10 protein-coding genes and 2 pseudogenes are annotated in these 16,968 nt (G+C 74.6%); 4 read left to right on the top strand and 8 right to left on the bottom strand.

Annotation, left to right across the window (positions count from 1 at the left end):
* Nucleotides 1-71 precede the first annotated feature (71 nt).
* The 5 genes from AC2RP6_RS33775 to AC2RP6_RS33795 all read right to left on the bottom strand — a co-directional run bounded on the left by AC2RP6_RS33775 (nucleotide 72) and on the right by AC2RP6_RS33795 (nucleotide 5,296).
* Nucleotides 72-680 carry a hypothetical protein gene (locus AC2RP6_RS33775; RefSeq protein ID WP_486449631.1) on the bottom strand — a complete coding sequence of 203 codons (609 nt, stop codon included), beginning with the start codon at nucleotides 678-680 and terminating at the stop codon, nucleotides 72-74.
* Nucleotides 677-2,305, bottom strand: a complete 1,629-nt coding sequence (locus tag AC2RP6_RS33780) for a serine/threonine-protein kinase (protein ID WP_486449632.1) — start codon at nucleotides 2,303-2,305, stop codon at nucleotides 677-679. The genes AC2RP6_RS33775 and AC2RP6_RS33780 overlap by 4 nt, the downstream gene beginning before the upstream one ends.
* 153 nt (nucleotides 2,306-2,458) lie before the next feature.
* Nucleotides 2,459-3,709: a Tm-1-like ATP-binding domain-containing protein gene (locus AC2RP6_RS33785; RefSeq protein ID WP_486449633.1), complete on the bottom strand. Its 1,251-nt coding sequence runs from the start codon at nucleotides 3,707-3,709 to the stop codon at nucleotides 2,459-2,461.
* A gap of 48 nt (nucleotides 3,710-3,757) precedes the next feature.
* On the bottom strand, nucleotides 3,758-4,258 hold the full coding sequence (locus AC2RP6_RS33790) for an NUDIX hydrolase (protein WP_486449634.1): 501 nt from the start codon (nucleotides 4,256-4,258) through the stop codon (nucleotides 3,758-3,760).
* A gap of 30 nt (nucleotides 4,259-4,288) precedes the next feature.
* Nucleotides 4,289-5,296 (bottom strand): cation diffusion facilitator family transporter, encoded by a 1,008-nt coding sequence (locus AC2RP6_RS33795; RefSeq protein ID WP_486449635.1) that lies wholly within the window; start codon nucleotides 5,294-5,296, stop codon nucleotides 4,289-4,291.
* Between the two features lie 179 nt (nucleotides 5,297-5,475).
* Between AC2RP6_RS33795 and AC2RP6_RS33800 the strand changes: the two genes are divergently transcribed.
* Nucleotides 5,476-7,854, top strand: a complete 2,379-nt coding sequence (locus AC2RP6_RS33800; RefSeq protein WP_486449636.1) for an FHA domain-containing protein — start codon at nucleotides 5,476-5,478, stop codon at nucleotides 7,852-7,854.
* A gap of 493 nt (nucleotides 7,855-8,347) precedes the next feature.
* Here the strand turns inward: AC2RP6_RS33800 and AC2RP6_RS33805 are convergent, their stop codons facing one another.
* Complete coding sequence (locus AC2RP6_RS33805; protein ID WP_486449637.1) at nucleotides 8,348-9,814, bottom strand: streptophobe family protein; 1,467 nt, start codon at nucleotides 9,812-9,814, stop codon at nucleotides 8,348-8,350.
* A gap of 60 nt (nucleotides 9,815-9,874) precedes the next feature.
* On the opposite strand from AC2RP6_RS33805, the pseudogene AC2RP6_RS33810 reads away from it, so the two are divergent.
* Nucleotides 9,875-11,170 (top strand): annotated as a pseudogene (locus tag AC2RP6_RS33810) (DUF6777 domain-containing protein); the annotation flags it as partial.
* Between the two features lie 566 nt (nucleotides 11,171-11,736).
* Here the strand turns inward: AC2RP6_RS33810 and AC2RP6_RS33815 are convergent.
* Nucleotides 11,737-12,025, bottom strand: a pseudogene (locus AC2RP6_RS33815) (DNA alkylation repair protein); the annotation flags it as partial.
* A gap of 399 nt (nucleotides 12,026-12,424) precedes the next feature.
* Between AC2RP6_RS33815 and AC2RP6_RS33820 the strand changes: the two are divergent.
* Entirely contained in the window at nucleotides 12,425-12,652 is a 228-nt protein-coding gene (locus AC2RP6_RS33820; protein WP_486449638.1) for a hypothetical protein, read from the top strand.
* A 134-nt stretch (nucleotides 12,653-12,786) separates the two neighbouring features.
* The gene (locus tag AC2RP6_RS33825) at nucleotides 12,787-14,856 is read left to right on the top strand and encodes a SpoIIE family protein phosphatase (RefSeq protein ID WP_486449639.1); all 2,070 of its coding nucleotides are present in this window, start codon (nucleotides 12,787-12,789) and stop codon (nucleotides 14,854-14,856) included.
* A 57-nt stretch (nucleotides 14,857-14,913) separates the two neighbouring features.
* Here AC2RP6_RS33825 and AC2RP6_RS33830 read toward each other — a convergent pair whose 3' ends face one another.
* A complete protein-coding gene (locus AC2RP6_RS33830; RefSeq protein WP_486449640.1) occupies nucleotides 14,914-16,860 on the bottom strand; it encodes an ABC transporter permease in 1,947 nt (648 codons plus the stop codon).
* Nucleotides 16,861-16,968 lie beyond the last annotated feature (108 nt).

The raw sequence follows: 16,968 nt of genomic DNA on the forward strand, positions 1-16,968 counted from the left end.
GACGGTGCGCCGCCGCGCTCGCGCGTCGACCGTCGACCTCGACGGCGCTCGCGCCGTCGTCAGGTCGCCCGCTACGGGGTGCAGCGGTACGTGAACTCCACCGCGGCCGTGCGCCGTCCGGGCGACAGCAGCTCCAGCTGCGCCTTGGCGGGGTAGTTGCCGGTGCCCTTGAAGGTCCACAGCAGGTGCAGCCGCGCCTCGTCCTGCCCGCGCGGCACCCGCTCGGTCAGCTGCTCGGACCTGGTGCCGTCGCTGCGGATCCAGCGGTAGGTCAGGGTCCCCGGGCGCCCGTTGGTGCCCACGACGGCGACCACGTCGGCCGTGGCGTCGCAGGCGGGTCCGGCCGGATCGGTGGTCACCGCGACGTCGCGGACCTCGATCCCGGGTCCGAACCGCTGCCAGCCCAGGTACGCGAGGACCGCCGCCAGTACGACCGCCGCGAGCGCGTACCGGCGCAGCCCGGCACCCGGCCGGCGCCGCGGCGCGGCCGCCACGGCCACGGCCGCGTCCAGCGGGAACGGCGCCGGCAGGGCGGCGGTGACACCGGGCCCGAAACGGAGCACGGACCCCTCGACCCGGTCGGGTTCCACCGTCCCCGCCGCGGGCGGTCCGCTGATCCAGTGGCTGCCGAGGACGGTCGCGCTGTAGTCGTCGCCCTCGGGAGCGCGGGAAACGGTCATCGGGGAACCTCCACGCAGCGCGGCAGGTACTGCGAGGCCGACGCGGACCGGTTGCCCGCGGCCGGCTTGGTCGTCACCCGGACACCGCCGTAGCAGCCCCGGTCACGGCTGAAGGCGTGCTGCCTGTTCACGGTGACGGTCGAACCGGCCTGGACCGTGAAGGAATCGGTGCCGTCGGGGACGGACAAGGAGCCCTGGGCCCCGCCCAGGAACCACTCCACCACCACGGTCACCGGGCCGGCGCCCTGGGAGGAGACCGTGATGGCCGCGTCCCCGCGGTACACACCGGTCTTCAGGGACACCGCGACGTTCGAGACGCGCACGGGCGGCGTGGGCGTCGCAGTGGGGGTCGGTGTCGGCGGCGGGGTGACCGTCGGCTTCGGAGTCGGGCCCGGCGACAGTGACGGCCAGGCGGAGGGCGAGGCCGAGACGGACGCGGACGCGGAGGCGGACGGCGTGGGCGTCGGTGAGGCCGAGGCGCTGGGGCTCGCCGACGGTGAGGCCGACGCCGACGTTCCGGGAGAGGGGGAGGCCGGCCCCGGAGGGGCGGCGCTCGTCGTGGCGAAGGCGCTGAGCGCCGAAGCCCCGCCCGGGGCCGCGCCGATCGCGTCCGTCGTGAGCACCAGCACCGCCCCGACGACCAGCGCGGCCCCCGCCGCGATCCAGCCGCGCTTGCCGGGAGCCCAGCCCGAGCCGCCGTCCAGCTTCGTCGTCGCCACCGCCGTGGTGCCCGCCGCGGGCGCACCGGCCGAGGGGAACAGCAGCGGCAGCAGGGCGGCCAGCGCCGCCAGCTTGCGCTGCCCGCGTTCCTCCCACTCGGGCCCGTACGCCGCCAGCGCCACGTCCTCCAGCTCGGCCACGAACGCCTCGGCGTTCTCCGGCCGCTGCTCGGGTGCCTTGGCGAGGCCGCGCCGGATCAGCGGACGCACGGGCTCGGGAGCCTCGGTCTCCGGCACCGGCGCCTCGATGTGCTGCACCGCGAGTTCGGCGAAGTTCTCCCCGTCGTACGGCTTGCGCCCCGTCAGGCACTCGAAGAAGGTCGCCGTCGCCGCGTACACGTCGGCGGCGGGCGACGCCGGCCGCCCCTGCCACTGCTCGGGCGCCATGTAGGCCGGGGTGCCCGCGACACCGGGCGTGGAGCCGCGGTTCGCCGCGATCCCGAAGTCCACCAGCTTCGACGAGCCGTCGGCGGCGACCAGCACGTTCTCGGGCTTGTAGTCCCGGTGGACGACGCCCGCCCGGTGCGCCGACGCCAGCCCCAGCAGGGACCCCTTGAGCACCACCAGCGCGGCCTCGGCGTCGGCCCGCCCGGACTGCTTCAGGAGCGCGCGCAGGGAGATCCCGTCCACCAGTTCCATCACGATGGCCGCGCCGCCGGGCGCCTCCACGTACTCGTACAGGCGCACCACGTAGGGGGACTCCAGCCCGCCGAGCAGCCGGGCCTCAGCCCGGAACTCCCCGACGAAGGCCGGGTCCTCGCGCAGCCGGTCGCTGAGGTACTTCACCGCGACCGCCGTGCCCGTGGCGTCGTGGACGGCGAGCACCACCCGGCCGCTGCCGCCCGAGCCGAGCTCGCGGACCTCCGTGTAGCCGGGGACCGACCATGCCGCCCGAGTGTCGTCCATCGTTCCTGCCCCCTGCCTGCTGCCTGCCGTGTCGCCCCGAACCGCCCATGTCAGCGACCGGTGCGGGGCCGGCCGCCGAGCGGCCCGCCCTGCACCGGACTCCCCAAGGGACGTGGTTCGGGCCACGGCCGGTTCCCGACCGTGGCCGCCGTCTCAGGCCGCGGCCGACACCGCGCCGATCATGGCGTGCAGCCGGTCGGCCGCCGCCCGCCCGAAGACCGGGTCGTTGATGTGCGTGTCGTAGTCGTAGAGCCGCGCGGCACTGCCCCGCAAGCCCTCGCGCAGCGCCGAGAAGAGTGCCCGGTCCGCGCGGGGGTCATGGTACGGGCCGCCCGGCGCGCCGAGCGTGGACAGTCCACGGAGCGGGACGCACACCGCCGTGGGACCGGTCGAGGCGCGGAGTTTGGCGGCCACCCGGCGGCCGAGCTCCGCACACTCGGCCTCGGTCGTCCGGATCACCGTGATCGACGGGTTGTGGACGTGGACGCCGCGGTCCAGGACCCGCTGGGGCAGGGACTCCAACGGGCCGAACTTCACCATGTCCAGCGCCCCCAGGCTGACCACCTGCGGCACACCGGCGCGCCCGGCCGCGCTCAGCCGGTCGGGCCCCGCCGTCAGGATCCCCCCGCACAGGTCGTCGGCCAGCTCGCTGAGCGTGAGGTCGAGGACCCCGGCGAACACCCCCTGGCCGGCCAGGGCCTCCAGGGTCCGGCCGCCGGTGCCGCTGACGTGGAAGACGAGCACCTCGTAGCCCAGCTCCGTCAGCCGCTCGCGCGCCGCGTCCACACCCGACGTGGTCACGCCCGCCATGCTGGCCGCCACCAGCGGACGGGGGCCCGCCCCCAGCCGCGGCGGGCGGTCCGCCGCGCCGCGGGCATAGGAGCCGGCCATCCCGGCGACGGCCGCGACGGCGTTCGCCAGGATCGGCGCGGAGACGCTGTTGATCCCCGCGATGTCCACCACGCTGTACATCATCGTGATGTCGGACGAGCCCACGTACGGGGCGGTGTCCCCGGACGCCATGGACGAGACCATCAGCTTCGGAACACCCAGCGGCAGCGCGCGCATCGCCCGGGTGGCGATGGAGGTGCCGCCGCTGCCGCCGATGGCGAGCACCCCGTGCAGCCGGCCCTCGGCGTGCAGGCGCACCAGGGTCGCCTCGGCGCCCCGGGCCATCGTGGTCACGGCCGCGCCCCGGTCGGCGGCCGATCGGAGGAGGGACAGTTCGCTTCCCGCGGCCCGGGCCACCGCGGCGCGCGGTACGTCCGCGGCCACCCGGGGTTCGCCCATGATTCCTGTGTCGACCAGTACCACTTCGACGCCGGCGCGCAGCAGCCTCTCGCGCAGCCAGCCGTACTCCACACCCTTGGTGTCCAGGGTTCCCACCAGCACGACGTTGGTCATGGGTGCAATGTCCAGGCAGGCGGGGACGTTGGCAAGTACGCGCTCTGGTCAGGCCTTCAGAAGCTCCAACAGCCGTTCGACGAACGGGAGTTGCGAGGGGATGAGCATGTCCCGCGCCATCCGGGGGGTGCACCAGGCCACCTGGTCCAGCTCCGGGAACTCCTGCACGTTCCCGGAGTGCGGCGGCCACTCCAGGGTGAAGGTTCCCGGCACCATGAGCGCCGGGTCGAGGTCCGCCTCCACCGCCCAGATGGTCACCAGCTTCCCGCTGGACAGCCGTACCTCGCCCAGCGGGAGGTACTCGCCCTCCGGCGGCGGCAGCCCGATCTCCTCGGTGAACTCCCGTCGGGCCGCGTCGCGCGGAGTCTCCTCCGGCCCGTACTCACCCTTGGGGATGGCCCAGTCCCCGGAGGTCCGCCCGGACCACAACGGACCGCCCATGTGCCCGAGCAGGACCTCGATCCCGGCATCGGCCCCGCCCCCGCCCCCGCCCTCGGTTGTCGCCGTCCGCCGGAAGAGGAGCAGTCCGGCGCTGCGCTTGTACGTCATGGGCCCATACATGCCCCGCAGCGGGGCGGGTCAGTGATCGTGCGGACCCTGGCGGTGGACCGGACCGTGCGCGTCCGCGCAGTGCGGGTCGTACGGGCCGTCGCCCCGCCGCCCCACCGAGAGGAGGGAGTCCGGCGCGTGGTCCACCTGCAGGGTGGTGTGCGTGATCCCGTACTCCTTCTCCAGCAGCCCCTCCAGCTCCCGGCGCACGGCGTGGCAGTCGCCCGCCGGCTCGACCAGCACGTGCGCGGAGAGGGCCGCCTGCCCCGAGGTGATCGTCCAGATGTGCAGGTCGTGGACCTCGGTGACGGGCGGGTGCCCCACGAGCCGGTCGCCGACCGCGTCCGGGTCCACGTGGGCGGGTGCCGCCTCCAGGAAGATCCGTCCGGAGTCGCGGACCAGTCCGTACCCCGCCTTCACCATCAGGACCACGACCACCAGGGTGGCGATGGCGTCGGCCTGCCGGAAACCGGTCGTCATCACGATCAGACCGGCCACGGCCGTCCCGATGAAGGCGAACAGGTCGTTCAGCACGTGCTGGTAGGCGCCCTCGACCGCCAGCGACGACCGGTTGGCCCGGGAGATGCACCAGGCCGCGGCCACGTTGACGACGATGCCCGCGAGCGCCGTCACCAGGACCAGGCCGCCCTCCACCGGTGGCGGGTCCATCAGCCGGCGCACCGCCTCGTACGCCAGCCACGCGGCCAGCAGCAGCAGCGTCAGGCCGTTGGCCTGGGCGGAGAGTATCTCCGCCCGCTTGAGACCGTAGGTGAAACCGCCGCGGGCGGGCCGGGCCGCCAGCCGCATCGCGATCAGCGCGAGGACGATCGAGACGGCGTCCGTGAGCATGTGCGCGGCATCGGAGATCAGGGCCAGGGAGTGGGCCATGACGCCGACGACCACCTCGACCGCCATGAACGCACCGATCAGGCCGAGCGCGATGGCCAGCCAGCGGCGGTCGGCGTCGGCCGCCACGCCGTGGCCGTGGCCGCCGGGCCCGTGGCCGTGGTCGTCGTGCCCGTGGTCGTGCCCGCTCATGGCATCCCCCGTCCCGTCGCGGCAGCCGCTCGTTCGGTGCCGTCGCGTGAAGTGAAGCGCACCCGGGCGAGACTGGCAAAGGCTGCAACGGGGACCGTTGTCATTCCCCATAAGAGGCCTCTGACCTGCGGTTTCGTTCGGCCGCTGCCGGGGCGGTGTGATCGTGGGAAAATCTGCTCATGGTCCAGCGTCCCGGTGTGCCGACCGCGCCCGAGCTCGTCCTGGAAACCGACACGGGCTCCACGCAGATGAGCCCGGGCCGGTCGTACCACGTGGGCAGGGACCCGCTCTGCGAGATCTGCTTCGAGGACGCCCGCGTCTCCTGGCACCACGCCGTCCTGCGCCCCGACGGCGACCACTGGACGGTCGAGGACGAGGACAGCACCAACGGCACCTGGGCCGACGGACACCGCGTCCACGAGTGGAGCGTCGGCGCCGGCAGCGAACTGCGCTTCGGCGACGCCCGGGACGGCCCCCGGGCCGTCCTCAGCGATCCCGGGCGCGGACCCTCGCCCGGGACCCCCGGCGACGGCCCTGCCCGGGTCTCCCACCCGTCGATGACCACCACGTTCCGGCGGCCCAGCGCCGTGGTCCCGCTGCCCGCCCGTACCGCCGTGCGCATCGGCCGCGCCACCGACAACGACCTCGTCATCGACGAACTCGACGTGTCGCGCCGGCACGCCGAACTGCGGGCCCTCCCCGACGGCGGCTACGAGATCGCCGACCTCGGCAGCCACAACGGCACCTACCTCAACGGCGCCGCCGTCACCGGATCCGCCCCCCTCGCCGAGGGCGACATCGTCGGCATCGGCCACCTGGCCTTCTGCCTCGTCGGCGACCGGCTCCAGGAGTACGAGGACACCGGCGAGGTCACCCTCGACGTCCAGGGCCTCACCGTCGCCGTCGACCGGGGCCGCAAGACCCTCCTGGACGAGGTGTCCTTCCCGGTGGGCGCCAAATGCCTGCTCGCCGTCATCGGCCCCAGCGGAGCCGGCAAGTCCACCCTGCTCGGCGCCCTGACGGGCCTGCGCCCGGCCGACCGCGGCACCGTCCTCTACGACGGCCGCGACCTCTACCGCGACTACGCCGAACTGCGCAGCCGCATCGGCCTCGTACCGCAGGACGACATCCTGCACTCCCAGCTCACCGTCCGGCGCGCCCTCGCCTACGCCGCCGAACTGCGCTTCCCCCAGGACACCGCCAAGGCCGAACGCGAGGCCCGGGTGGACGAGGTCATCCGGGAACTGGGCCTGCAGGAGCGCGCCGGCCAGCCCATCCACAGCCTCTCCGGCGGCCAGCGCAAACGGGTCTCCGTGGCCCTGGAGCTGCTCACGAAACCCTCCCTGCTCTTCCTGGACGAGCCCACCTCCGGCCTCGACCCGGGGATGGACCGCTCGGTGATGCACATGCTGCGGGGCCTCGCCGACGACGGCCGCACCGTCATCGTGGTCACCCACAGCGTCCTCAGCCTCGACGTCTGCGACCGGCTGCTGGTCCTCGCCCCGGGCGGCCGCATCGCCTACTACGGGCCGCCCGGCGAAACCCTCGACCACTTCGGCGCCGCCGAATGGCCGGAGGCCTTCGAAGCCTTCGAGAACCAGCCGGGCCGCGACTGGGCGGGGGAGTACGCCGCCTCGCCCGCCCACCGCACGTACGTCCTGGGCGCCGCCCACCAGCCGTGGCACGGCAACGACCGGGACCGGGCCGCGGCCCGGGCCGATGCCGTCCCCCCGCCGCACAAGGCCCAGAGCTGGGGCTCCCAGCTGTCCACCCTCGTCCGGCGCTACGCGGCCGCGCTCTCCGCCGACCGCACCTTCCTCGCCATCATGATCGCGCTGCCGTTCGTCATGGGCGCCATGGCCCGCGCCCTGGCCGGCAGCAGGCTCACCCAGGAGACCGCGATCAACGCCCTGCTCATCCTGTCCGTCGGAGCCGTCCTCACCGGGGCCGCCAACGCCGTGCGCGAGCTGGTCAAGGAACGGGTCATCTACCGGCGGGAGCGGGCCGTCGGGCTGTCCCGCTCCGCCTACCTGATGTCGAAGGTCGTGGTGCTCGGCGCCGTCACCGTCGCCCAGGCCGTGGTGCTCACCCTGGTGGCCCTCTACGGCGTCGACCTGAACGCACCGGGCGGCCACGGCGTGATCATGAACCCCCTCCTCGAAATCACCGTCGCGGTGGCCCTGCTGGCGTTCACCGCCATGATGCTCGGCCTGCTGATCTCCGCCCTGGTGCGCAAGGAGGAGGTCACCATGCCCCTGCTGGTCCTCCTCGCCATCGTGCAGGTGGTCTTCTGCGGCGCGCTGCTCCGGCTGGACGGCGTCCCGGTGATCGAACAACTGGCCTGGCTGGTGCCCTCCCGCTGGGCCCTCGGAGCCATGGCGGGCACCATCGACCTCGGCGCAATCGTGCCCGGTGCCCTCACCGACGACCCCCTGTTCGCCCACACCCCCGGCGTGTGGCTGCTGAACCTGGGCATGCTGGTGGTCCTGTCCGTCCTGTTCGGGGTGCTGGTCGCGAGGCTGCTGCGCCGGCACGAGCCCGTGATCATGCGGAAGTAGGCCTCATGAGCAGCTCGATGGATCCCGGGATCGCCGTCGCCGACTTCCAGCCCACCCACGTGGTGCCGCCCCCCGGGCTGTCCGCCTGGGAATCCCCCGACGTCTCCCGGCCGACCGCCGCCCTGGACGCCTTCCTGCCCGTCCAGCTGCTGTCCCGGCGGGGGGAATGGGGGGAGATCCTCTGCGCCAACGGATGGAGCGCCTGGGTCGACGGACGGCTGCTCATCGCCGTCCCCCAGCCGCCGCCGACCACGGGCGAGCGGCCGTCGGCACGCGCCGACGACCCCAGGCCGTTGCTCGAACGCGGCGCCGACGCCCTCGAACGCTACCGGCACGCCGTGGACGAACTCGCCGCCGGCCGGGCCGACAGCGACTCCTTCCGGCGTTCCCTGCGCGGGCTGCGGGCGGGCGTCGTCGTCGACGGGGAGTCGGTCTGGCTCTACGACGAGACGGCGGGACGGTGGATGTACGGGGACGGGACCCGCCTCGCGACCTACGCGGTGACCGAGGGACCGGGCACCACCCAGGGGCGCGGGGCCCAGGCGCCGCCCGCCCGGCCGGACGCCCGGCCGGGCGCCGGCCCGGAGGCCGGCGGGCACGACCGGCACGCCGACCCCACCCGGATCGTGGACACGCACGACCCCGCGGCGGAGTGAGGGCGGCGCGGCCTCAGCCGCGAGCCGGCGTGCCCGGCCGGCGCGTCGACCCGCCCGCGGCGGTGCAGCGGGCGGGCCAGGACGCCGCCGAGAAAGCCCGCCGCCGCACCCCAGACCAGGCCGAGGCCGACGGTCCGCCACAGCACGGGGTCCAGCAGGACCTCCCCGCCGAGGCCGTCCACCTCGCCGATGCCCAGCAGGGTCAGCCCGTACCGGGCCTGGATCCGGCACAGCAGGCAGACCGCGAGGGTGGCCAGGGCGAGGGCCGCGCCGAGATGCAGCGCGTGCTGCCAGGGCCGTGCGTGTGCGGGAGACCGTACGGCCGCCAGGACGCCCGTGGCCAGCAGCAGCACGGCGGCCACGACCACCAGCCACCACGCCCGCGGGTCGCGCGCCGCGAAGGACGCCACGTCGACCGGGGCCCCGTCGGCGTCCCGCAGCACCTCGTCCAGCAGCTGCGGCATGGGCAGCCCGAAGGCCCCGTCGACCCGGGCCTCCCAGGCCCCGCCGAAGCCGAGGGTGAGCGCGATCCAGACGAGGTTCGGCAGCCCGAGCAGGATCACGGCGAGGGTCCGGCCGGCGTCCCCCTGCGTCGCGGCCACCACCAGGCCGATGACGACGCCGATCACGACGTACGAGAGGAGCAGCAGGGTCGTGGCGAAGGCCGCCGGGCGGACCGCCGTGTGGAAGCGGACCAGCCCGGCCGGGAGCGGTGCGCGCCGCGACACGAGCAGGGCGATCAGCAACAGGCCCAGGATCCACAGCAGTCCGAACAGGACGGTGGCGGGCACGTCGGAGCGGAACCCCACCGTCGGCGCGGAGTCGAGGAGTTCACCGATCACCGCGACGGTGGGGTCGCCGGTCGAGATACCGAAGTCCTGACGGGCCAGGAGCGCCGCGCCGACCAGCAGGAGCAACCACAGTACGACCAACGGAACGGCTCGGGCGGCGAGTTCGCGGGGTCTCGCCACGGCCCGGTTGTGCAGGGGGCGCAAGAAGCAGTAGCCGGCCGCGAGAGCGCCCGCCAGGCTCACCGAAAGGGGGAGCACCGCCAGGTGCGCGTCCGCGCCCGCCAGCAGACCGGCGTCGCCGGACACCTCCACGGTGCCGCCGGCCGCCATCACGACGACCGCGGCGAGCACGTGCGGGAAGGCCCCTTCCGGGAGGTCGCCGGCGCCCGCGCACGCGAGGCCCGCGGCGGCGACCGCGGTCATCGCGGCGAAGCCCGCGACGACGGTGACGAGGGCGTCGCGCCAGGTCCTCGCGGAGCCCCCGGTCGGGGCTGGTCTCGGCGTCTGGCTCACCCTGCAACCGTGGCACTCCCGGCTTGCGGCCACCACCCGGACGGCGCACACAATGGTCCGATGGGAACTCCCTCCTCCTGGGAAGAAGAGCCCGTGAGCACACATCCCTCCGGCTGGCAGCCGTCGTCAGAGCGACCCACCGGGCCGCCTTCCGGGCCGCTGTCGGGCGGGCGGCAGGTACCTCCGCCCCCGCCGCCGACCGGGCCGCCCGGAGGTCCGGCCGGCCCTGCGGGCCCAGGTGGGCCGGGTTCGGGGCCGGAGAAGGTTCCCTGGTGGCGGTCCGTTCCACGGCTCGCCACCGCGCTCGTCGCGGTGGTCGCGGTCGTGGCCCTGGCGGTGGTGCTGACCCGGCCCAGTGGGACTCCCGGTGCCGGGGGCGAGGTGTTCCTCCAGCCCGCCGCCGCCGCGGGTCCCGACCCCTTCACCGAGTCCACGGTGGTGAAGGAGGACGCACCGCCACCGGAGAGCCCGCCCCCGCAGAGTCCGGCGCCGTCCCCCAGCGGGACCGGCGCCGCTCCCACCACCCAGGGCACCACCACCGGCACCAGGAGCGTCAGCGGCGCCGCCGCCGGCGTGTACGGGGGCACCCAGGACGTGGCGAGCTGCGACGTCGAGAAGCAGATCAAGGTCCTGGCGGCGGAGCCCGCGAAGAACGCCGCCTTCGCCGCGACGCTCGGCATCCAGCCGACGGCCGTCCCCCAGTACCTGCGCTCGCTCACCCCCGTGCAGCTGCGGCTGGACACCCGCGTCACGAACCACGGCTTCCAGAACGGCAAGGTCACCAGCTACCAGGCCGTACTGCAGGCCGGGACGGCCGTGCTCGTGGACGACCGCGGCGTGCCGCGGGTGCGCTGCGCGTGCGGGAACCCGCTCGGCCCGCCGGTACCGCTCAAGGCCGCCCCGAAGCGCTTCGGGCAGACGTGGCCCTCGTACCAGCCGGCGAAGGTCGTGGTGATCGCACCGGCGGTGCAGCCCGTGAAGAAGATCGTGATCTACGACCACCAGAACCGGCAGTGGTTCGAGCGCGAGAAGGGCCACCACCAGGACAGGCGGCCGGACCGGCCGATCCCGCCGCCCGTGGTGCCTACGCCGCCCACCACGCCGAGTCCGCGGGTCACGCCGACGCACACCGGGCCGAAGCCGCCGGGACCGCCGTCGAAGTCGCCCTCGCACACGGGCTCGAAGCCGCCCTCCACGTCGCCCTCGAAGTCACCCCCGCCCACGGGGAAGCCCTCAGGCTCCGCATCACCTTCGAAGCCGCCTTCGAAGCCTCCGTCACGGTCGCCCTCGAAGCCGCCGTCTAATTCCCCGTCGACGCCGCCCTCGACCTCCCCGTCGGTTTCGCCGACGCCGTCACCGAAGCCCTCACCCACGGTGTCGCCCTCGCCCTCGGGTGCGCCGACGCCGTCGGCGTCGCCGTCTCCCACCGCGTCCAGGCCGCCCTCGGGGTCCCCGTCGGGACCTCCGTCGCCGTCGGGCACCCCCTCGGGGTCCCCGGCGGCATCGCCCTCGCCCCGGCCGTCCCCGACGCCCTCTGAGGCCCGTTCCCCGCAGCCGACCGACCGCACGCCGTCCCTGCCGACGCGTTCGCCGCAGCCGACCGACCGCACGCCGTCCCTGCCGACCAGGTCCGCGCCCGCGCAGTCAACGCCCGCACCGCGGCCGGAGCCGACCCGAACGGCCCGTACGGACGTCGAGCCGCCGCCGGCCGACCAGCCCCGCCGGGACGGCGGCGGCAACGGCGGCAACGACGGGAACGGGAACGGGAACGGTTAGGGGGTGTCCGGCTCCGGGCGCGGCGGGTCAGCGACTCGGCCACCGGCGCTGCCGGTACGCGACGACGGCAGGCCGCAGGCCGCGCCTCACGCCACCGGCGGAGCCGCCGGGCGGCGGACCATCTCGGCGATCCACTCCGGGGCCGGCAGGTCCAGGCCCTCCGGCCGCTTCGCCACGCGCTCCGTGGTCAGCGCCCGTGCGGCGCTCGCGACCACCGGATCGGGATCGGCGAGCCAGGCCGGGCGCTGCTCCTGCGCGCTGCGGGCTCTTCTTCCCCACGTGACTCACGTGCCAGTCGTGCACCTTGGGCGTCCGTGACTCCCGCAGCATGGCGTCCAACTCCTCACGCGAGAAAGCCTTCGGGCGGCAGATCTGGAGCGATGGCAGCCTCGCCGTCGTGTCCCCGGTGGCCCAGAGTTCGCGGGCCAGTCCCTGCCACTTCGCCTCGCCCCACGTGCCGGGCACCCCCTACTGGTCCGTTGCGGTGACAGGGGGCCCGCCCCGAATGATTGGCTCATGCATGGGAATTGCAGCGGAATGCGGGTGGATTCCCCCCTTCCCCGAGATGCCGATCGGCGGCGCGGTGACTAATATCATCCGTAGGTAACTGTGGCAACTGCGGGAATCACACCCTTTACCCGCAGTGAATCGCCGGAGCGCGAGGCGTGCGACATATCGCACCGGCCCCGAAGGTCCGTGGCCCAACGAGGCCGCGTTGACCGGGGATACGCGCCTTCATGAAATCTGTGCGGCCACGGGCGCAGCCATGAAAATCCCTTGCCTGAGGAGGAAGAACAAATTTTCGTGCCGTAGCAACGAGAAGGGTTCTCAACCATGCGAGCAACGAGAGTCAAGCGCCTTTTCGCGGTGTCCGCCATCGGCGTTCTGATGGCCGGCGGCGCCCTGGGCGCCGCGGGTACCGCCTCGGCGGCGACCCCCACCCAGGCCCCCGTGTACGTCAGCGGCGGCGGCTGGGACAATGACCGGGGCGGCCACCACCACGGCTGGTACGACGATGACGACGACGACTACCGTGGCGGAGGCTACGGACACGACTGCTGACACCACAGCACACTGTGCGGCCCGCGCGTCGGGCCGCACAGCGTCGTCCGCGCCCCCACCGCACCGCGCGGGGCGCGTCCCACCACCGGCCGCTCCACGGGGACACCGGCCGGGGACAGTGAGACCCTGGCTGCATGGCCCGTAGGGGAGACGTTCCCGAGGTCGACTGGCCCGCGCGCCCGGACACGAGCCTCGCGCTCAACCGCATGGGTACTTTCGACTGGGACCTCGACAGCGGGCGGATGCACCTGGATCCCACCGCCCTCGAGGTCCTCGACCTGCGTCCGGACGAGTACGGCGGGACCCCCGCCGGGCTGCGCGCGCGCATCGCGCCCGCCGAGGAGGCCCGGCTCGACGCCCGGGTCGCCCAGGCCATCAAGGACGGCCGGAGCCACTACGGCGCCTACGTGCGCAGCCGCCGCCGCGACGGCAGCCCGGCCTGGACGCACATCCAGGGGCACATCCTGCGGGACCCCGGCGGCCGCCCGTACCGCGTCATCGGCATCCTCCGCGACGCCGCGCACGACCCCGGCGAACCGGGAGCCGTCGGCGAGCAGGACGAAGGGCGCCGCCGGATGACCGGCGTCGTCGAGCGGACGACCGCCATCCTGGCCCACGCCCGCACCGTCAACGACGTGACCGACGTCCTCAAGGACCCCCAGGCGCTCGGCCACCTGGGCGCCGTCAGCGTGATGCTGGGCGTCGTCGACGGAGGCCGCATACACCTGGTCGCGGAGGGACAACTCGGCACGTACGTCCCCGAGATCGAATACACGCGGATCGACGCCCAGTTCCCGATGAGCGTGGCCGTGCGCACCATGCAGCCCGTCTTCATCGTCTCGCGGGAGCAGTTCCAGGAGGGCTACCCGGAGCTGTGGCCGTACATCGAGCCGCTGGCCGTCCGCAGCGGCGTCTACCTGCCACTGATCGCCCAGGGCCGGCCCGTCGGCGCCCTGGGGCTGCTCTACAAGCGCGACGGCGACTTCACCGCCGAGGAGCGCAACCTGCTGATGGCGCTCGGCAGCGGTGTCGCCCAGAGCCTCCAGCGCGCCATCCTCTTCGAGCAGGAGCACGACCTGGCCGAGGGCCTCCAGCGGGCCATGCTGCCCCGCCGGATCCCCGCAGTGCCCGGCGCCCTGATCGCCGTGCGCTACCGCTCCGCCCGGATGGGGCGGGACATCGGCGGCGACTGGTACGACGTGGTGCCGCTGGGGGGCGGCCGGGTCGGGGTGATGATCGGCGACGTCGAGGGCCACGACACGGACGCGGCCGCCGTCATGGGGCAACTGCGCATCGTCATGCGCGCGTACGTGGTCGAAGGCCACACGCCCGGCGCGGCGATGGCCCGCGCCTCCGCCTTCCTGCGCGAGCTGGAGACGGAGCGCTTCGCCACCTGCACGTACGCCGAGGTCGACCTCACCAGCGGGATGCTCCAGATCGTCCGGGCCGGCCACCTCGACCCGGTCGTGCGGCGCGGCGACGGCAGCTGCCACCGGATCCAGGTGGCGGGCGGGCTGCCCCTGGGGCTGCCGGCTCCCGAACGGTCCGTGGCGACGGGCACCGGCTACCCGGTCACCAGTCTGGAACTGCACCCGGGAGACACCCTGGTGCTGTGCACGGACGGCCTGGTCGAGCGGCCCGGAGCGGACCCCGACACCGGCATGCGCGAGCTGATGGCGGCGGTCCACAGCGGCCCCACGGACGTCGAGGAACTCGCCGACGTGCTGTGCGACCTCGTCGGCGACTCGGGCGGCGGGGACGACATGGCCCTGCTCGTCCTGCGCCGCCGCGGTACGCCCACCGGGCGGGGCGGCGGCCCGCTGCGCCAGCGCCTGGACCCCGGTGACACCGAGGCCCCGGCGCTGGCCCGGCACCTCATCCGGGCGGCGGTGGCCGCCTGGGGCGCCCGGGACCGCGCCGACGAGATCGAACTGGCGGCGGACGAACTGATGACCAATGCCCTGGTCCACACGGACGGCGGCGGCCTCATCAGCATGCGCATCACACCCCTGGGACGGATCAGGATCGAGGTCGAGGACTCCAGCAGCGCACTGCCGCGGCGGCGCGAGGCGGGCGACTGGGCGGTGTCGGGCCGCGGCCTGATGCTGGTCGAGCAACTCGCGGACGCGTGGGGCGTGGAGCCGCGGGGCGGCGGCAAATGCGTGTGGTGCGAGTTCGCCCTGCCGACGCCGCACACTCCGTAGCGCGTGTCCGCGCCGGCCCCGCGGCTGCGGCCGGCCGAGGGCCCCCGAGGAGCGGTACTACAGCCGGACCAGGGTGACCTCGGTGGCCTTCACGCTCGTCCAGACCTCGCTGCCGTCGGCCAGGCCCAGTTCGGCCGCCGCGTCCGGGGTGATCTCGGCGACCAGGTCGGGTGCGTCGGCCGACGCGATCAGCACGCGCAGGCGGCTGCCCACCGCGGTGATCTCCCGGACGGTGCCCGGCCACACGTTGCGGGGGCTGCCGCCCGGGCGCTCCCGGTGCACGGCCACCGCCTCCGGGGCGATGATCGCCAGGGCCTGCGATCCCTCGGGCAGGGCCTCGGCGACCACCAGCCGCCCGCCCGCCGCGAGGGCGAGGCCGTCCGCGGAGGCGATGCCCGGCCAGGCGTTGCGACCCAGCATCCGTGCCACCCACGGGGAGCGCGGGTGCCGGGAGACCTCGGCGGGCGGCGCGTCCTGCAAGGCCCGGCCGTCGGCCAGTACGAGGACCCGGTCCGCCAGCGACACCGCCTCGACGGGGTCGTGCGTGACGATGAGGCAGACCCCGCCGAACCCGGCCAGGTGCGTGCGCAGGGTGTGCCGGACCCGGGCCCGCGTGGTCTGGTCCAGCGCGGCCAGCGGCTCGTCCAGCAGCAGCAGCCGCGGGCGGGCCGCCAGGGCGCGGGCGAGCGCGACCCGCTGGGCCTGCCCGCCGGAGAGCTGGGACGGCCTGCGCTGCGCGAGGTGGCCCACGCCCAGCCGGTCCAGCCAGTCCTGTGCCGCGCGGCGGGCGGCGGCGCGCGGCACGCCGCGGGCGCGCAGCCCGTACGCGGTGTTCGCCAGAGCGCTCAGGTGCGGGAACAGCGCGCCGTCCTGCGGGACCCAGGCCACCTGCCGCCGGTGCGGGGGCAGGGCGGTGACGTCGGCGTCGCCGAGCCGCAGGTCGGCGTGGGCCCGCGGGGTCAGGCCCAGCAGGGCGCGCAGCAGGGTGGTCTTGCCGGCCCCGTTCTCGCCGACGACGGCGATGGTGGTGCCCGGTTCGGCTTCGAGGGTGAGCCGGTTGAAGCCGGTGACGGTGGCGTGCAGCGGCCAGTGACCCGTCTCCGCGACGGTTGCCGCGTCGCTCTCCCCGTCCGGCTCCGGGGCCGGGGCGGGAGCCGGTCCCTCCTCGGGGGCGGCCGGCCGCGCGGTGCGGACCGTTCCGCGGTCGATCGGGGTGCCCGTCCAGCGGCCGCGCAGTGCGATCAGTACGGCCATGGCGATCGCCAGCAGCAGGAGGGAGACCGAGGTGGCCGCCTCGGGCTGGTCCTGGAGCAGCAGGTACACCTGGAGCGGCAGGGTCTGGGTGGTGCCGGGCAGGTTCCCGGCGAAGGTGATGGTCGCGCCGAACTCGCCCAGCGCGCGGGCCCAGGTGAGGGCGGCGCCGGCGACCAGACCGGGCGCCACCATGGGCAGGGTCACGGTGAAGAACACCCGCACCGGCGGGGCGCCGAGCGAGGCCGCCGTCTCCTCGTAGCTCTGCTTGAGACCGCCGAGGGCGCCCTCCAGGCTGATGACCAGGAACGGCATGGCGACGAAGGTCGCCGCGACGACGGCGCCCGAGGTGTGGAACGGCAGGGTGATCCCGAAGGTGCCCTCCAGCCACGGCCCCAGCAGCCCCCGACGGCCGAAGCCGAGGAGCAGGGCGACACCGCCCACGGTCGGTGGCAGCACCATGGGCAGCAGCACCAGCGAGCGGACGAGGGCCTTGCCCCTGAACTCCACGCGGGCCAGCAGCCAGGCCAGCGGCACACCGAGGACGAGGGAGAGGCCCAGCGCCCACAGGGACACCAGCAGGGACAGCTTCAGGGCCTCGACGACGCCGGGGCTGCCGAGGTGGGCCCCCAGGTCGCCCCACGGGGTGCGGGCGAGGATCCCGATCAGCGGCATCAGCAGGAAGGCCACGGCGAGCAGCGCGGGGAGCGCCAGGGCCACGGGCGGCCGGGTGCGGGTACGGAGTCTGCTCACGGGACTTCCTGGCTGGGGCCGGCGTGGCCGGACGGGGCGGAGCGGGCGGTACGCGGGCCCGCCTGGGCGGTGGCGCAGGGGCAGCGTATGCGGGAGCGGGCCCGTCCC

It is taken from the genome of Streptomyces sp. WAC03905 (genome assembly GCF_057371075.1).